Annotated in this window: 17 protein-coding genes; 8 read left to right on the forward strand and 9 right to left on the reverse strand. The window is 58.2% G+C overall.

What is annotated here, in order from left to right; all coding sequences use genetic code 11:
* Window positions 1-100: 100 nt before the first annotated feature.
* Window positions 101-1,075, forward strand: a complete 975-nt coding sequence (locus EKL29_RS02515; protein ID WP_120452251.1) for an FAD:protein FMN transferase — start codon at window positions 101-103, stop codon at window positions 1,073-1,075.
* Here the strand turns inward: EKL29_RS02515 and dcuR are convergent.
* The 5 genes from dcuR to pth form a co-directional block, all read right to left on the reverse strand.
* Window positions 1,056-1,775: a two-component system response regulator DcuR gene (gene dcuR, locus EKL29_RS02520; RefSeq protein WP_120452253.1), complete on the reverse strand. Its 720-nt coding sequence runs from the start codon at window positions 1,773-1,775 to the stop codon at window positions 1,056-1,058. The genes EKL29_RS02515 and dcuR overlap by 20 nt on opposite strands.
* Complete coding sequence (locus tag EKL29_RS02525) at window positions 1,772-3,385, reverse strand: sensor histidine kinase (RefSeq protein WP_126688778.1); 1,614 nt, start codon at window positions 3,383-3,385, stop codon at window positions 1,772-1,774. Before EKL29_RS02525 ends, dcuR begins: the two co-directional genes overlap by 4 nt.
* Before the next feature lie 230 nt (window positions 3,386-3,615).
* A complete protein-coding gene (locus EKL29_RS02530; protein ID WP_126688779.1) occupies window positions 3,616-4,023 on the reverse strand; it encodes a cell envelope integrity TolA C-terminal domain-containing protein in 408 nt (135 codons plus the stop codon).
* Window positions 4,024-4,160: 137 nt separating this feature from the next.
* A complete protein-coding gene (gene ychF / locus EKL29_RS02535) occupies window positions 4,161-5,252 on the reverse strand; it encodes a redox-regulated ATPase YchF (RefSeq protein ID WP_126688780.1) in 1,092 nt (363 codons plus the stop codon).
* 104 nt (window positions 5,253-5,356) lie between these two features.
* On the reverse strand, window positions 5,357-5,944 hold the full coding sequence (pth, locus tag EKL29_RS02540; protein ID WP_120452265.1) for an aminoacyl-tRNA hydrolase: 588 nt from the start codon (window positions 5,942-5,944) through the stop codon (window positions 5,357-5,359).
* Window positions 5,945-6,206: 262 nt separating this feature from the next.
* Here pth and ychH point away from each other — a divergent pair, with 262 nt between their 5' ends.
* The gene (gene ychH, locus EKL29_RS02545) at window positions 6,207-6,476 is read left to right on the forward strand and encodes a stress-induced protein YchH (RefSeq protein WP_120452267.1); all 270 of its coding nucleotides are present in this window, start codon (window positions 6,207-6,209) and stop codon (window positions 6,474-6,476) included.
* A 61-nt stretch (window positions 6,477-6,537) separates the two neighbouring features.
* Here the strand turns inward: ychH and prs are convergent, their stop codons facing one another.
* From prs to lolB, 3 genes are all read right to left on the reverse strand, one after another.
* Window positions 6,538-7,485, reverse strand: coding sequence for a ribose-phosphate diphosphokinase (gene prs, locus EKL29_RS02550; RefSeq protein WP_006118899.1), 948 nt, complete (start codon window positions 7,483-7,485; stop codon window positions 6,538-6,540).
* Between the two features lie 137 nt (window positions 7,486-7,622).
* Window positions 7,623-8,480, reverse strand: a complete 858-nt coding sequence (gene ispE / locus EKL29_RS02555) for a 4-(cytidine 5'-diphospho)-2-C-methyl-D-erythritol kinase (RefSeq protein WP_126688781.1) — start codon at window positions 8,478-8,480, stop codon at window positions 7,623-7,625.
* Window positions 8,477-9,100, reverse strand: a complete 624-nt coding sequence (gene lolB / locus EKL29_RS02560) for a lipoprotein insertase outer membrane protein LolB (RefSeq protein WP_126688782.1) — start codon at window positions 9,098-9,100, stop codon at window positions 8,477-8,479. Before lolB ends, ispE begins: the two co-directional genes overlap by 4 nt.
* 216 nt (window positions 9,101-9,316) lie before the next feature.
* On the opposite strand from lolB, the gene hemA reads away from it, so the two are divergent.
* The 6 genes from hemA to kdsA are packed head-to-tail and all read left to right on the forward strand — an operon-like array spanning window position 9,317 to window position 14,630.
* Window positions 9,317-10,573, forward strand: a complete 1,257-nt coding sequence (gene hemA, locus EKL29_RS02565) for a glutamyl-tRNA reductase (protein WP_120452273.1) — start codon at window positions 9,317-9,319, stop codon at window positions 10,571-10,573.
* Window positions 10,574-10,616: 43 nt separating this feature from the next.
* The gene (prfA, locus tag EKL29_RS02570; RefSeq protein WP_120452275.1) at window positions 10,617-11,699 is read left to right on the forward strand and encodes a peptide chain release factor 1; all 1,083 of its coding nucleotides are present in this window, start codon (window positions 10,617-10,619) and stop codon (window positions 11,697-11,699) included.
* Window positions 11,699-12,532 carry a peptide chain release factor N(5)-glutamine methyltransferase gene (gene prmC / locus EKL29_RS02575; RefSeq protein WP_126688783.1) on the forward strand — a complete coding sequence of 278 codons (834 nt, stop codon included), beginning with the start codon at window positions 11,699-11,701 and terminating at the stop codon, window positions 12,530-12,532. The genes prfA and prmC overlap by 1 nt, the downstream gene beginning before the upstream one ends.
* 12 nt (window positions 12,533-12,544) lie before the next feature.
* Window positions 12,545-12,943, forward strand: a complete 399-nt coding sequence (locus tag EKL29_RS02580; protein WP_120452279.1) for a SirB2 family protein — start codon at window positions 12,545-12,547, stop codon at window positions 12,941-12,943.
* A complete protein-coding gene (gene sirB1, locus EKL29_RS02585; protein ID WP_126688784.1) occupies window positions 12,940-13,749 on the forward strand; it encodes an invasion regulator SirB1 in 810 nt (269 codons plus the stop codon). The genes EKL29_RS02580 and sirB1 overlap by 4 nt, the downstream gene beginning before the upstream one ends.
* Before the next feature lie 26 nt (window positions 13,750-13,775).
* Window positions 13,776-14,630, forward strand: coding sequence for a 3-deoxy-8-phosphooctulonate synthase (gene kdsA / locus EKL29_RS02590; protein WP_096073022.1), 855 nt, complete (start codon window positions 13,776-13,778; stop codon window positions 14,628-14,630).
* 83 nt (window positions 14,631-14,713) lie between these two features.
* Here kdsA and chaA read toward each other — a convergent pair whose 3' ends face one another.
* Window positions 14,714-15,805, reverse strand: coding sequence for a sodium-potassium/proton antiporter ChaA (gene chaA / locus EKL29_RS02595; protein WP_120452283.1), 1,092 nt, complete (start codon window positions 15,803-15,805; stop codon window positions 14,714-14,716).
* Window positions 15,806-15,896: the final 91 nt, after the last annotated feature.

Genomic DNA, 15,896 nt, shown 5'->3' on the forward strand with positions numbered 1-15,896 from the left:
GTAGCCGGAAGAGAAGTACCCGGCGTGGCGTAGCGGGCGTGGAAGGATCGCCCGCTGCGGCCTCGCCAGCCGCAGGTTCACTTTGACAGCCGAGGCGAGTATGTCAGCCGACGAAGGCGTTTACGCCTATTCCGCAGTGCTAATGGGCTCGCCCATTCTGCTTAAACTCTTTGACGATAACGCCAGCCTCGCCGCCCAGGTTTTCCGCCTGATCCGCCATTATGAAAATATTCTCACGGTCAACCGCGCCCAGTCAGAGGTGATGGCGGTCAACCATGCAGCAGGCAAAGAGGCGATAAGCGTCAGCCGCGAGGTGTTCGAGCTGATCCAGTGCGCCCATCAGGTCAGCCTGCTGCCGGAAAGCCTGTTTAATTTCACTATCGGCCCGCTGGTCAAGCGCTGGAAGATCGGCTTTCAGGGCAACAGCGTGCCGCCGCGCTCGGAGCTGGAACAGCGGATGACGTTAACCGATCCGCGCCAGGTCGAGCTGGATCCCAGCCGGCTCAGCGTTTTCCTGCGCCAGCCAGGCATGGAGATCGATCTGGGCGCTATCGCCAAAGGCTATATCGCCGATCGGGTGCGCAGCTTTCTGCGCCAGCAGGGGGTGGAAAGGGCGCTTATCAATCTGGGTGGTAACGTGCAGACGCTCGGCGCGCCGCCGCAGACCCGCGGCTGGTCTGTGGGGCTGAAAACGCCATTTGGCAATGCCGAAGAGCTGACTGGCGTTATTGAGGTGGCGGGCAAATCAGTGGTGACTTCAGGGATCTACGAGCGCTACTTCGAGCGAGACGGGCGCTGCTATCACCATATTCTCGATGCGCGCAGCGGCTATCCGCTCGATAACGAGCTGCTGAGCGTTACGGTGATCTCCGACCGCTCGCTCGACGGCGATATCTATACCACGCTGCTCTATGGGCTGGGCGTGGAGAAGAGCCTCCTGGCGCTGCGCGATACGCCCCATATTGAGGCGATATTCCTTACCCGCGACCATGAGGTGATCTGCTCCTCGTCGCGCCAGTTCAGGTTTCGCCTGCACGACCACAGCTACCGGCTGGTTACTGACAATACTGCCTGAGCAGCGAGTGATATTCCGGCTGCAGGCGGTAGCGATAGACCGGGCGGCCGGTCGCACCATAGTGAATGCTGGTAAAGAGGATATTGATCTGCGCCAGCCAGATAAGGTATTTGCGGCAGGAGACGCGTGAGATATTGACCTCCGCCGCCAGTTCGTCGGTCGAGAATTCGCTGCCGGGATGGGCGTCTATCCACTGACACAGGGTGCGCAGCGTCTGCGGCGTCAGCCCTTTCGGCAGCCGTTTGCTGTCGTTGCTGGTGGGGGGATTGCCGTGGATCAGCTGATCGACTTCAGCCTGCTGGTAGTAAAGATGGTTATCCATCAGCGATTTCTTTTGCCGCCAGTTGGTCAGGGCTTCTTCAAAGCGCGGGAACTGGAACGGCTTAATCAGGTAATCCACCACGCCGTAGTGCAGCGAGGTTTTGATGGTGGCAGCGTCAGCGGCGGATGAAATAATGATCACCTCGACAGGCTGTTTCGCCTCACGCAGCTCCGGCAGCAGATCCAGTCCGTTTTCATGCTGCAGATAGATATCAAGCAGCACCAGATCCACGGCGGGCTCGCTGTGGAGGATCATCTCTTTCGCCTGCTGCAGCGTCGACGCCGTACCGACGCAGTGAAAGCCCGGCACCTGCCCGACGTAAACGCGATTCAGCTCAGCGACCATAGCATCATCATCGACCACTAACACATTGATCATGCGGTTTTGTTGCCTCCATCCCAGGGAAGTTGTACAAAAAATTGGGTAAACACGCCGGGTTCCGACTCAACGCTGACGCTGCCGCCAAGGCTTTCCGTCTGCTGCTTCAGCAGATAAAGCCCGACGCCGCGATCTTCGCCTTTCGTCGAGAAGCCTTTGTCAAAGATAGCATCCAGCTGATCGGTTGCGATGCCCGGCCCGTCATCGCTGACTTCACACGCCAGCCAGCCGTTCTGATAGTGCAGCATCACGTGAATATCGCCGTTATTTTCCTCGCCGAGCGCATCAAGCGCGTTCTCGATAAGGTTGCCAAGCACGGTAATCAGCACGGCGATCTGCTGCTCGTTGCCGATATCCGGCAAAAAGCTGGCGTCGCTCAGCGTCAGACGATGGCCGCTGTCCGACGCGCGGTTGATTTTACTCAGCAGGAAACCGGCGATCACCGGCGACTTAATTTTGTCGAGCAGCGAACCGATCTCGGTCTGGTAGTTGTTCGCCGTCTTTAAAATATAGGCTTCGACCTGCGCATAGTTTTTCATATGCAGCAGGCCAAGAATGACATGCAGCTTATTCATAAATTCATGCGAGCGCTCACGCAGCGCGTCGACATAGTTTACCATGCCGCTCAGGCGCTGCAGAAGCTGTGCGATTTCGGTTTTATCCCTGAAGGTGCAGACTGCGCCGATCAGTCGCTGCTGGCTGTAGACCGGCACGGTATTGCTCAACAGCACATGACCGTTGAGGTTCAGCTCTTCGTCGCGCCGCGCGCGGCCGGTGCGCAGCGTCTCCTGCAGCTGCGTATGGATAACGCTGGCGTCGTCCATACTGCCGGCGCGGTTATCCGTCAGCAGCTTCTGCGCCGCCTCGTTGATCAGCGACACCTCCGCATGCGCATCCACCGCGATAACGCCCTCTTTGACCGAGTGCAGAATCGCCTGGCGCTGTTCAAACAGCGACGAGATCTCCCAGGGTTCCAGACCAAAGAGTATGCGCTTCAGGGTTTTTACCAGCGCCAGCGTGCCCAGCGTGCCCGCCAGGGCGCCGATCAGAATGGTCCAGATAATGCTCCAGCGGCTCTGGTTGATCTGAACGCTGACTGCCTCCAGAGAGATGCCTATCGAGACCACGCCAATCTGCCGCTGCTGCGCGTCATAGACCGGCGTAAAGACGCGCAGCGCCTCCGCCAGCGAGCCGCGGTTGACCGAGACGTTCTCTTTACCCTGCAGCGCAGGGTTAATATCGTCGCCGATAAAATGCTGGCCGATCAGCGCCGGATTAAGATGGGAGTAGCGAATACCCTGCATATTGGTCACCACCACGAACAGCAGATTATTGTGCTGCTGCGCCGCGCGGGCGATGGGCTGGATAATGTCGGCGTTCGGCGATGCGCGAAGCGCCTGCTGGATCGCCGGTACGTCCGCCAGCGTACGCGCAACGGCCAACGCTTTGTCTTCCAGCTGCTTTTGCGTGGCGTTGCCGATTTGAAAGAAGTAGAGCAGATGCACGCTCAGCAGTACGAAGGTCACGACCGCACCGATCATCAGCGTGACGAGCGTGCTCAGCTTCATATGTTTTTTGCGGGTCAGGTTGCCCTGCGGTGTGTCGCGCATCGTCGGTCCTTTGTCGGAAAGCGGTGGGGTATTATCCCTTTCTCTGCGGCTTTGCAAAGGCTTTTATTCGGCGCGTAACGCGGCCGGGCAGGGAGCGCAGGCTGGATTGTCACAGGTTGTGAGCCTGGTGCAGCCTGCTGACTTAGTTACAGCATACTTGAAAGGATTTATCACATCAGCACGGCTCCAGAGCAAGTATCGTCTGGCAGGAAGGAATCGCGGATGGTTGCTCAGGGTTGCCCTTGCATATTCCAGCGCGCCGATCCCATCATGTCGTAAATATGCTGGTCGGCAAAGGCGGGGAACCTGGCTCGCGTAGCCGCTTCGGCCAGAGCAAAACAGTAATCTTTATCGCCGCCCTTGATAATGAAATTTTGCAGGGTGCCATCGATTTTAAAATCCAGGTGCACATTGCATCGTTTACCGTTCCAGGCGTGCGGCTGTGTAAGCGCAGCATCCAGTGCTTTTTTAATGCCGGACGCCTGCACGCCATAACTATCCTTATCTGACACTTTGCCCGAGCGGTGGTAGGTGCAAGCATCAAGCGCACGGGTTTTATGGCAATCTTTCGGCGCGAGAGGCGCGCAACCGGCAACGGCTGCTGCGGTAAGTAGCGTTACGAGTAATTGAGGTTTCATCACTAAGTCCGTTTATGAAAGTCTGTCAAAGCCAGGCACGGCTGAATTTCAGTTAAAAAAAATCCACGCGCGCTGGCGTGGATTTTAAGGCGTTATCGCGCCGCAGGAGAAGCGATAACCGCAGTAAATTAAAAGGATTAGACGTTAAACAGGAAGTTCATCACATCGCCATCTTTCACGATGTACTCTTTCCCTTCTGAACGCATCTTGCCCGCTTCTTTCGCGCCCTGTTCGCCTTTATAAGCGATAAAGTCTTCAAACGCGATGGTCTGCGCGCGGATAAAGCCTTTCTCAAAATCGGTATGGATTTTGCCCGCCGCCTGCGGTGCAGTAGCGCCGACCGGAATCGTCCAGGCGCGTACTTCTTTCACGCCGGCCGTAAAGTAGGTCTGCAGGTTCAGCAGCGCATAACCGGCGCGGATAACACGGTTCAGGCCCGGCTCTTCCAGACCCAGCTCGGCCATAAACTCGTCGCGCTCTTCATCGTCCAGCTCGGCGATATCTGATTCCACCGCCGCGCAAACCGGCACGACTACTGAGCCTTCCGCTTCGGCGATCGCGCGCACCTGATCCAGGTAAGGGTTGTTCTCGAAACCATCTTCGTTGACGTTAGCGATGTACATGGTCGGCTTCAGCGTCAGGAAGCTGAGATAGCGGATCGCCGCTTTCTCGTCGGCATCAAGCTGCAGCGCGCGCAGCATCCCGGCGTTTTCCAGGTGCGGCAGACACTTCTCCAGCGCGGCCAGCTCGATTTTCGCATCTTTATCGCCGCCTTTGGCTTTCTTCTGCACGCGCTGAATGGCGCGCTCGCAGGTCTCAAGGTCGGAGAGCGCCAGTTCGGTATTGATGACGTCGATATCTTCCGCCGGGTTCACTTTGCCCGCGACGTGAATGATGTTTTCATTTTCGAAGCAGCGCACCACATGGCCGATCGCTTCGGTTTCGCGGATATTGGTCAGGAACTGGTTGCCCAGGCCTTCGCCTTTCGACGCGCCTTTTACCAGGCCCGCGATATCAACGAACTCCATGGTGGTCGGCACCAGGCGCTGCGGTTTGACGATCTCCGCCAGCTGATCAAGGCGCGGATCCGGCATCGGCACTACGCCGGTGTTGGGCTCAATGGTGCAGAAGGGGAAGTTAGCCGCTTCGATGCCCGCTTTAGTCAGCGCGTTGAACAGGGTGGATTTACCGACGTTCGGCAGGCCCACGATACCGCATTTGAATCCCATGGTTGATTACCCTTCTAACTTGAGGTGCAACGCCTGCTTGCAGGCATTGCCGGAAACGAAAAAAAGTTGGCGCATTATACACAGAAATCGCGCGGGCAGGGCGTTTAGCTCGCCTTGAACGCGTGCAGCCGGTTCATCGCCTTCAGACGATCCTCTTTCAGCCACACTTCGGTGCAGCGCGCCGCTTCATCAATAGCGTCGTCGATCAGCTTCTGTTCGCTGGCGGGCGGCCTGCCCAGCACAAAGCCGGTCACCTTATTGCGATCGCCTGGATGGCCGATGCCGATACGCAGGCGATGAAAATTATTGTTGTTGCCAAGTTTGCTGATGATGTCTTTCAGGCCATTATGGCCGCCATGCCCGCCGCCCTGTTTGAATTTCGCCACGCCGGGCGGCAGATCCAGCTCATCGTGCGCCACCAGAATCTCTTCCGGCGTGATGCGGAAAAAGGTCGCCATTGCCGCCACGGCTTTGCCGCTGAGGTTCATAAAGGTTGTCGGCACCAGCAGGCGCACATCTTCGCCCGCCAGGCTAATGCGTGCGGTATAGCCGAAAAATTTCGCCTCTTCCTTTAACGACTGATTATGGCGCTCCGCCAGTAAATCGAGATACCAGGCACCCGCATTATGCCGCGTCGCGGCGTACTCTGCGCCGGGATTGGCCAGGCCCACAATCAGTTTAATGCTGCTCACGATGATTATCCTGCTCAGGTATGGAAAAGGCGTTAGTGTACTTCGCGGCAGGAAAGAGAACAAACTTCGTCGGGAGAGTTGGTTACGCAGCGTGATTAACTAATTTATTTTGAAATCAAGCTGCTGCGCGTAAAGCTGCGTCAATGTTTGTGAACGTTGTGTGATCCTGGACGCAAATCCAGGGCCAGTCATTGCCTAAACTTATGTCAGGTTAACATTACGTGCGGTTTTAATTGCTTGTTCATATGGACAGAGGTGAGTTATGAAACATCAACATTGTCGGAAAGCAGGAAACGTCATGATGATTGTTGGGCTGATCGTGATGGTCTCCAGTATCTTTTTCTCTGTGCTTAATCAGTTGCCGAGCATCCAGATGCCCGCTCTGCTGGCACAGGCCGCTATTCTGGGCATCTTTATCGGCGCGCTGTTATGGCTGGCAGGTGCGCGCGTCAGCGGACGGGAAAAAATCGAAGATCGCTACTTCTGGCACCGTCACTATGACGAGCGCTGTCGCCGCACGCCGCATCATTAAACAGCCTGATTCGCACATAAAAAAACCGGGCGCATGGCCCGGTTTTTTATTTAGCAAAGAATTAATGCTCGAACATCGCCGAGATAGACTCTTCGTTGCTGATACGACGGATCGCTTCAGCCAGCATGCCGGAAAGGGTCAGGGTACGCACGTTTGGCAGCGACTTCATCTCTTCAGAAAGCGGGATAGTGTCGCAGACGATAACCTGGTCGATGACCGATTTACGCAGGTTCTCAACCGCGTTGCCGGAGAAGATGGGGTGCGTTGCGTAGGCGAAAACGCGTTTCGCGCCGCGCTCTTTCAACGCTTCCGCCGCTTTGCACAGCGTGCCGCCGGTGTCGATCATATCGTCGACCAGCACGCAGTCGCGGCCTGCCACGTCGCCGATGATGTGCATCACCTGAGAAACGTTAGCGCGCGGACGACGTTTATCGATGATAGCCATATCGGTATCGTTGAGGAGTTTAGCGATCGCACGGGCACGTACGACGCCGCCGATGTCCGGAGAAACCACAATCGGGTTTTCCAGACCAATTTGCAGCATGTCTTCCAGCAGAATAGGGCTGCCGAAAACGTTATCAACCGGGACGTCAAAGAAGCCCTGGATTTGCTCGGCGTGAAGATCGACCGTCAGAACGCGATCGACGCCAACGCTGGAAAGGAAATCCGCGACCACTTTAGCGGTGATTGGCACGCGCGCGGAACGCACGCGGCGGTCCTGACGGGCATAGCCGAAGTAGGGAATAACCGCGGTAATACGACCAGCAGAAGCTCGACGCAGCGCGTCGACCATCACAACCAGTTCCATCAGATTATCATTGGTGGGAGCACAGGTGGACTGGATGATGAAAATATCACCACCGCGTACATTTTCATTAATTTGTACACTCACTTCGCCATCGCTGAAACGGCCCACTGCGGCGTCTCCGAGGCTAGTGTAAAGGCGGTTGGCAATACGTTGTGCTAGTTCCGGGGTGGCGTTACCAGCAAATAGCTTCATATCAGGCACGAGAAGAACCTCAGGCTTTGCGTCCAGAGAATGAACGGCGTTACGGTAACCGGCGCATACCGCAGCGCATGTTCATACGGGTGTGTTAATGCACAGAGTGCAGCGTCTGGAACAGGGTGACACTGTCACACATGCGCTTACAGCCCGGAAAGGGTGCGATGCAGAGGCGAGACGTTAACGCCTCGCGCAACAAATCCGCATACCCATTTCGGGGCGAGTTCCAGCACCTGACGAGCGGCTGACTCCGTGTCAAATTCGGCAAACACGCAGGCGCCAGTGCCAGTCAGGCGCGACGGCGCGTATTCTAGCAGCCAGGAAACAAGCTCATCAACCTCGCGAAAACGTTTTCTTACTACTGCCTCACAATCATTGTGGAAGGGCGTCGATAAAAGCGCCGCCAGGGAACGCACTGGCGTGTCCCGCGTAAGCTGCGGATCGTTAAATACCAGCGGCGTCGGAATGCTCACGCCCGGATGTGCCACCAGATACCATTTCTCCGCCGGATCGGCGGGCTGCAGCTGTTCGCCGACGCCCTGCGCAAAGGCGGCGAAACCTCTGACAAACACCGGTACGTCTGCGCCGAGCTGAACCCCAAGCGCCGCCAGTGCCTCAAAAGAGAGGCCGATGCCCCACAGATAATTAAGCGCCACCAGCACCGTCGCGGCATTGGACGAGCCGCCGCCCAGTCCGCCGCCCATCGGCAGGCGTTTTTCAATGGCTATCTGCGCGCCGGCATCGGCAGGCAGTCTGTTCCCGGCCTGCGCCGCCTGACGCAGCGCCGTTGCTGCACGAATGATAAGGTTGTCGTCATGGGTGACGCCCTCAACCGGCGTGGTCAGCGTCACACGGCCGCTGCTGTCGGGCGTGATATGCAGCGTATCGCCGTAGTCGAGAAACTGAAACAGGGTTTGCAGATTGTGGTAGCCGTCCGCGCGACGGCCAGTGATATAGAGAAACAGGTTAAGCTTTGCCGGAGCGGGCCAGGAGGTGATCATTGCAGGGTCCAGCTATCCATACGCAGCTTGATGCGCTGGTCGCCTTCGCGCAGCTCCAGGTTCGCCGGCAGCGCCGGGGTCGTTTTGCTGTCGTAATCCTGAATGGTAACCTGCCACTTCTGGCCATTGCTGCTGTAGTTCAGGCTCTTCAGCTGGTAGCTGCTGTTTAGCTGATAGTCGCTGGCGTCGCCGGGCAGGCCCATCATCCACTGGCGCAGGTTGGCGAGCGGAATATCCATACCGGTGAGCTGGGCGATCATCTTCTCCGCGTCGTTGCTGACATAGCGCTTGCCTTTGTTGTCCACCATCTGCACGGTATTGCCCTGGGCGTCGAGCTGCAGTTCGGTGCTGCCGAGCGGATTGGTCAGCAGCAGGCGATAGCGGTCCGGAGCGGTCTGCTGCCAGTTAAAGCGCGCGTAGACTTTCTGCTTGTCAGAAAGATAGGCGAAGGCGCCGCGCGTCTGATAGTGCGTGACTTTCGCCACTTCCTGCTGATGTTGCTGCCACTGCGGCGCGGTCGTGCTCGGACCTGGCCCCTGCGGTTGATGGACGGCGCAGGCGGTGAGCAGGGCGCTCGCCAGCGGCAAAAGGCGCAACATAGTGCGTGGTGAAAAGGTCATCACGTGGTCATCTCCTCGGACACGTTTTTAATTCGTAACAGATAACGCTAGCGATCCGCTTATAAACCGTCAATGCTGATTAGAGGAAAATTGCGCACGATCAGTTTAATCTTATTACAGTCATAGCCTTTGTATGGCTTTTCATGATCTGCCGCATCTTGTAGAATGCGCCTCACAAAACCCTGACATTATTGGGACAACCCAACTTTTATCGCCATGACGCTGCTCGCTCTCGGAATCAATCATAAAACTGCACCTGTCGCGCTGCGCGAACGCGTTGCGTTCGGGCCGGACGTGCTGGAACAGGCGCTCGACAGCCTGCTGTCCCAGCCAATGGTGCAGAGCGGCGTCGTTCTCTCTACCTGCAACCGCACCGAACTCTACCTTAGCGTAGAACAGCAGGCGGATCTGCAGGAGCGCCTGGTGCGCTGGCTGTGTGATTATCACCATCTCAATGAAGAGGACGTGCGTCAAAGTCTTTACTGGCATCAGGACAATGCGGCGGTAAGCCATTTAATGCGCGTAGCGAGCGGCCTTGACTCGCTGGTGCTGGGCGAACCGCAAATCCTCGGGCAGGTGAAAAAAGCCTTCGCCGATTCGCAGCGCGGCCATGCGCTGAGCAGCGAACTGGAGCGCATGTTTCAGAAAACCTTCTCGGTCGCCAAACGGGTGCGCACCGAGACGGAAATCGGCGCCAGCGCGGTGTCGGTCGCTTTCGCCGCCTGTACGCTGGCGCGCCAGATCTTCGAATCCCTGTCGACGGTGAATGTGCTGCTGGTTGGCGCAGGTGAAACCATCGAGCTGGTGGCGCGCCATCTGCGCGAGCATAAAGTGCAGAAGCTGATAATCGCCAACCGCACGCGCGAGCGCGCCGAGCGACTGGCGGAAGAGGTAGGCGCAGAAGTGATCGACCTGGCCGAGATCGACGCGCGCCTGGTCGACGCCGATATCGTTATCTCCTCCACCGCCAGCCCGCTGCCGATTATCGGCAAAGGGATGATGGAGCGTGCGCTGAAAGCGCGCCGCAACAAACCGATGCTGCTGGTTGATATCGCCGTGCCGCGCGACGTCGAGCCGGAAGTGGGCAAGCTGCCTAACGCCTATCTCTACAGCGTTGACGATCTGCAGGCGATCATCGAGCAAAATATGGCGCAGCGCAAAGCCGCCGCCGTGCAGGCCGAAAGCATCGTGGTGCAGGAGAGCGGCGAATTTATGTCCTGGCTGCGCGCCCAGAGCGCGGTAGAGACGATTCGCGAATACCGCTCTCAGGCGGACAGCGTGCGCGCCGATCTTGAATCTCGCGCGCTGGCTGCGCTGCAGCAGGGCGCAGATCCGCAGAAAGTGCTGCAGGAGCTGGCGCATAAGCTGACCAACCGTTTAATTCACGCACCAACCAAATCTCTGCAGCAGGCCGCCCGCGACGGCGACACTGAACGCCTGCAATTGCTTCGCGACAGCCTCGGTCTCGAGTAGACTCCTGGGCTGTTGCCCTCTGTGACGAGAATCCCATCACGACATGAAAACCTCTATTGTTGCCAAACTGGAAGCGCTGCAGGAGCGCCACGAAGAAGTGGAAGCGATGCTGGGCGATGCCAGCGTAATCGCCGATCAGGACCGCTTCCGCGCGCTTTCGCGTGAATATGCCCAGCTAACCGACGTTACCCAATGTTTCCGCGCGTGGCAGCAGACGCAGGAAGATATCGAAACCGCCCAGATGATGCTGGACGATGCGGAAATGCGCGATATGGCGCAGGAGGAGCTGCAGCAGGCGCGCGAAGAGAGCGAGCGGCTGGAGCAGCAGCTGCAGGTCCTGCTGCTGCCGAAAGATCCTGATGACGAGCGCGCCTGCTTTATCGAAGTGCGCGCCGGCACCGGCGGCGACGAGGCGGCGATCTTTGCCGGCGATCTGTTCCGCATGTACAGCCGCTACGCCGAAGCCCGCCGCTGGCGTGTGGAGATCGTCAGTGCCAACGAGGGCGAGCACGGCGGCTATAAAGAGGTGATTGCGCGCGTGACCGGCGAAGGCGCCTATGGTCGTCTGAAGTTCGAATCGGGCGGCCACCGCGTGCAGCGCGTGCCGGAAACGGAATCCCAGGGACGTATCCATACCTCAGCCTGCACCGTTGCGGTGATGCCGGAGGTGCCGGAAGCGGAGCTGCCGGATATCAATCCGTCCGATCTGAAAATCGATACCTTCCGCTCATCGGGCGCGGGCGGACAGCACGTTAACACCACCGACTCCGCTATCCGTATCACCCACTTGCCGACCGGCATCGTGGTGGAGTGTCAGGATGAGCGTTCGCAGCACAAAAACAAAGCCAAAGCGCTGGCGGTGCTGGGCGCGCGCATTCACGCCGCGGAGATGGCGAAACGCCACGAAGCGGAGGCGAGCACGCGCCGCAACCTGCTGGGCAGCGGCGACCGTTCCGATCGTATCCGCACCTACAACTTCCCGCAGGGGCGCGTCACGGATCACCGCATCAACCTGACCATTTACCGCCTCGACGAGACCATGGAAGGCAAGCTGGACAACCTGATTGAGCCGATCGTGCAGGAGCATCAGGCCGATCAGCTGGCCGCGCTGGCTGGTCAGGAGTAATGGATTTTAAAAGCTGGATGAAACAGGCTGTCGCTGCTCTGCAGGGCGGCGACAGCCCGAAGCGCGACGCGGAGATCCTGCTCGGTTTCGTCACCGGTAAGTCGCGCAGCTGGCTGGTGGCGTTTGATGAGACCGCGCTGCTGCCTGAGCAGCTGGCGCGCCTCAACGTGCTGCTGGCGCGTCGCGTTCAGGGTGAGCCGGTGGCACATCTGATTGGCGAGCGCGAGTTCTGGTCGCTGCCGCTGCGCGTCTCCGACGCAACGCTAATCCCGCGTCCCGATACCGAAGTGCTGGTGGAACAGGCGCTGGCGCGTCTGCCTGCCGCGCCGTCGCGCATCCTCGACCTCGGCACCGGTACCGGCGCAATCGCGCTGGCGCTGGCGAGCGAGCGTCCCGACTGTCAGGTGCTGGGCGTCGATCGCATTGAGGCGGCCGTAACGCTGGCGCAAAGCAACGCCGAGCGGCTGGCGATAGCCAACGCCGAATTCGCGCTGAGCCACTGGTTCGACGCGCTGCCCGCCGCGCGGTTTGACCTTATCGTCAGCAATCCTCCCTATATCGACGCGTGCGATCACCATCTGTCACAGGGCGATGTGCGCTTTGAACCGCGCAGCGCGCTGGTGGCCGATGAGGCCGGGCTGGCGGATCTGCGCCTGCTGATCGCTCAGGCGCCGCAGTGGCTTGTGCCTGGCGGCTGGCTGCTGCTGGAACATGGCTGGCAGCAGGATGCGGCGGTGCGCGCGCTAATGCAGCAGCAAGGTTTTCTTCAGGTCGCGACCGTGAATGACTACGGCGGCAATCCGCGCGTCACGCTCGGTCACATTCCATTTTAAAAAGGACGTACCATGGCCGCTTACTATCCTCTTATTAAACAACTGCATCTGCTGACGGTATTTATCAGCATCGCGCTTTTTATCGTGCGTTTTTACTGGCTGCGCAGCGGTTCGGCGCTGCTGCAGCGCCGCTGGGTGCGCATTACGCCACACGTTAACGATACCTTTTTACTGCTTACCGGCGTGCTGCTGGTGGTCATTACGCACTTTTACCCCTTCTCGCCGCAAGGAAGCTGGCTGACGGAGAAGCTTTTAGGCGTTATTATCTACATCGCCTTAGGTTCCGTGGCATTGAGCCGTCGCCCGCGCACCAGCCGCACGCGCTGGATCGCTTTCCTGGTCGCGCTGGTCGCGCTGGTGACAGTGATTAAGCTGGCGGTGACCAAAATGCCATTATTGGGGATAGTATGACCTCCGCAGAACAATTAGATTTTAGCCAGACGCCGCTGTGTGAAGCGGTGATTGGCGCGACCCGAGCGATTCGCGCCGATTTTCCCGCCTCCTCCGTGCAGGAGCAGCTGGCCGCGCTGGTGATGGAAGCCCGCTGCTATGTGAGCGGCGAACAGGATGCCGATATGCAGCTGGAGAAGCTGCTGGAGCTTTTCTATCGTCAGTGGGGCTTCGGCGGTGCCAGCGGCATTTATAACCTTTCCGACGCGCTGTGGCTGGACAAAGTGCTGAAGACGCGCCAGGGAACGGCGGTCTCGCTGGGTGTGATCCTGCTGCATATCGCGCAGGCGCTGGAGATTCCGCTGATGCCGGTTATTTTCCCCACTCAGCTGATTTTGCGCGCAGACTGGATCGACGGCGATATGTGGCTGATCAACCCCTTCAACGGCGAGACGCTGGATACCCATACGCTGGAAGTCTGGCTGAAAGGCAATATCAGCCCCACGGCGAAGCTCTACGACGACGATCTGGAAGAGGCGAAGACCATTAGCGTCATGCGCAAAATGCTCGACACCATGAAAGCGGCGCTGATGGAGGAGAAGCAGATGGAGCTGGCGCTGGGCGTGAGCCAGGTGCTGTTGCAGATCGACCCGGACGATCCCTATGAAATTCGCGATCGCGGTTTGATCTATGCTCAGCTGGAGTGCGAGCATATTGCGTTAAACGATTTAACTTATTTCGTTGAGCACTGTCCTGAAGACCCGGTCAGCGAAATGATCAAAGTGCAAATTCACGCAATTGAACAGAAACAGGTGACGCTGCACTAAGCGCACCACACAGTTAAGGAAAGGGCATGACTCAGAAAGTCGTCACTATTGGTGATATCAAGGTCGCTAACGATCTGCCATTTGTGCTGTTTGGCGGCATGAACGTGCTGGAATCACGCGATCTCGCCATGCGTATTTGCGAACACTACGTTAAGGTCACCGACAAGCTCGGCATTCCGTACGTGTTCAAGGCCTCTTTTGACAAGGCAAACCGCTCTTCCATCAAATCCTATCGCGGTCCAGGCCTCGAAGAGGGCATGAAGATTTTCCAGGAGCTGAAGCAGGCGTTCGGCGTGAAGATCATTACCGACGTGCACGAGGCGGCGCAGGCGCAGCCGGTGGCCGACGTGGTAGATGTGATCCAGCTGCCGGCGTTTCTGGCGCGTCAGACCGACCTGGTTGAAGCGATGGCGAAAACCGGCGCGGTCATCAACGTGAAGAAGCCGCAGTTCGTCAGCCCGGGTCAGATGGGCAATATCGTGGATAAGTTCGCGGAAGGCGGCAACGATAAAGTTATTCTGTGCGATCGCGGCAGCAACTTCGGCTATGACAATCTGGTCGTCGACATGCTCGGCTTCAACGTGATGAAAAAAGTCACCAATAACAGCCCGGTGATTTTCGACGTGACCCATGCGCTGCAGACGCGCGATCCGTTCGGCGCTGCCTCTGGCGGCCGTCGCGCTCAGGTGGGCGAGCTGGCGCGTGCCGGTATGGCGGTCGGCATTGCCGGTCTGTTTATCGAAGCGCATCCGGATCCGGATCACGCGAAATGCGACGGCCCGTCCGCGCTGCCGCTGGATAAGCTTGAGCCGTTCCTGGTGCAGATGAAGGCGATTGACGATCTGGTGAAGAGCTTCCCGGAGCTGGATACCAGCAAATAAGTCGCGCTTCACTGAGCGAAATAAAAAAGAGCGAGAGATCGCTCTTTTTTTTCGTCGCTTTTCTGCCCGGGCGCGGCGAGTTGTTAAAGCATGATGGTGAGGAGATAGCCCGCAAATAAGGCCAGGTGCGCGGCGCCGTTCAGCACATTGGTGCGTCCAGTGGAAAAAGAGATCTGGCACAGGATCAGCACCGCTGACATCATGACCATCTGCGGCGGCTCAAGGCCAAACACCAGCTGCTGGCCGGTCAGCGTGGCGATAATCGTTACCGCCGGCACGGTCAGAGAAATCGTCGCCAGTACGGAGCCGAAGAAGAGATTCATGGCGCGTTGTACCTGATTCATCAGCACCGCCTTCAGCGCCCCCAGACCTTCCGGCGACAGGATCAGCAGCGCGACCAGGAAGCCGGTGAACTGCGCAGGCGCATTAAACTCCGACAGCAGTTGCTCCAGCGTAGTGGCGTTCATCTTGGTCACGCTGATAACCGCAATCAGATGCACAATCAGCCAGGCGGTGTGCCAGATGCTGCTGTGCGCAGAAGGCTTGCCGTGATGGGGGTCGCCATCGTCACTGTCGTCCTCATGCTCGTAGACAAACAGGCTCTGATGCGTGCGCGTCTGGATCAGTAGAAACACGCCATACATCGCCGCCGAAATCGCCGCAATCAGCAGCGCCTGGGTGGTGGTGAAGTTGCCGCCCGGCAGCGCGTTGGGAAACACCAGCACCAGAATCGCCAGCGGAAAGATGGCGATCAGATACTGCTTTACCCCGGCGAGATTCACATACTGGGTGGCGAACTTACGCCCGCCCAGCAGCAGCGAGAACCCGACCAGCCCGCCGGTGACGATCATAATGATGGAGTAGAGCGTGTCGCGCATCAGGGCTGGCGCGGCGTCGCCGGTCGCCATCAGCGCGGAGATCAGGCTGACCTCAAGGATAACCACCGACAGACTCAGGATCAGCGAGCCGTAAGGTTCACCCAGCCGGTGCGCCAGCACGTCAGCATGGCGCACCACGCTGAACGCGCTGCTCAGGATCGCGACCAGCGCCAGCAGGTTGATGCCGATAACCACGGGCAGGCCGTTTGCTCCGCCGAAGAAGAACAGGACACCAAGGGCGGCGAGGGGAAGTATCAGCGAGAACTCTTTGTGACGTGTTTTTTCATAGGTAGTCATTCACCATCCTCTTAAGAGAAAAACTTCGGCGAAACCCAAACGGGGCTTCACAAAAAGAGTAGAACTTTTATGTCGGCAAAGAGTGTAACTT

It is taken from the genome of Pantoea sp. YU22 (assembly GCF_003970755.1).
Lineage (GTDB): Bacteria > Pseudomonadota > Gammaproteobacteria > Enterobacterales > Enterobacteriaceae > Pantoea > Pantoea piersonii.

Excerpts from the sequence above, each read along its gene's own strand:
- EKL29_RS02515 (WP_120452251.1), top strand. The coding sequence starts at position 101 with ATGTCAGCCGACGAAGGCGTTTACGCCTATTCCGCAGTGCTAATGGGC.
- dcuR (WP_120452253.1), bottom strand. The coding sequence starts at position 1,775 with ATGATCAATGTGTTAGTGGTCGATGATGATGCTATGGTCGCTGAGCTG.
- EKL29_RS02525 (WP_126688778.1), bottom strand. The coding sequence starts at position 3,385 with ATGCGCGACACACCGCAGGGCAACCTGACCCGCAAAAAACATATGAAG.
- EKL29_RS02530 (WP_126688779.1), bottom strand. The coding sequence starts at position 4,023 with ATGAAACCTCAATTACTCGTAACGCTACTTACCGCAGCAGCCGTTGCC.
- ychF (WP_126688780.1), bottom strand. The coding sequence starts at position 5,252 with ATGGGATTCAAATGCGGTATCGTGGGCCTGCCGAACGTCGGTAAATCC.
- ychH (WP_120452267.1), top strand. The coding sequence starts at position 6,207 with ATGAAACATCAACATTGTCGGAAAGCAGGAAACGTCATGATGATTGTT.
- ispE (WP_126688781.1), bottom strand. The coding sequence starts at position 8,480 with ATGATCACCTCCTGGCCCGCTCCGGCAAAGCTTAACCTGTTTCTCTAT.
- lolB (WP_126688782.1), bottom strand. The coding sequence starts at position 9,100 with ATGACCTTTTCACCACGCACTATGTTGCGCCTTTTGCCGCTGGCGAGC.
- hemA (WP_120452273.1), top strand. The coding sequence starts at position 9,317 with ATGACGCTGCTCGCTCTCGGAATCAATCATAAAACTGCACCTGTCGCG.
- prfA (WP_120452275.1), top strand. The coding sequence starts at position 10,617 with ATGAAAACCTCTATTGTTGCCAAACTGGAAGCGCTGCAGGAGCGCCAC.
- prmC (WP_126688783.1), top strand. The coding sequence starts at position 11,699 with ATGGATTTTAAAAGCTGGATGAAACAGGCTGTCGCTGCTCTGCAGGGC.
- EKL29_RS02580 (WP_120452279.1), top strand. The coding sequence starts at position 12,545 with ATGGCCGCTTACTATCCTCTTATTAAACAACTGCATCTGCTGACGGTA.
- sirB1 (WP_126688784.1), top strand. The coding sequence starts at position 12,940 with ATGACCTCCGCAGAACAATTAGATTTTAGCCAGACGCCGCTGTGTGAA.
- kdsA (WP_096073022.1), top strand. The coding sequence starts at position 13,776 with ATGACTCAGAAAGTCGTCACTATTGGTGATATCAAGGTCGCTAACGAT.
- chaA (WP_120452283.1), bottom strand. The coding sequence starts at position 15,805 with ATGACTACCTATGAAAAAACACGTCACAAAGAGTTCTCGCTGATACTT.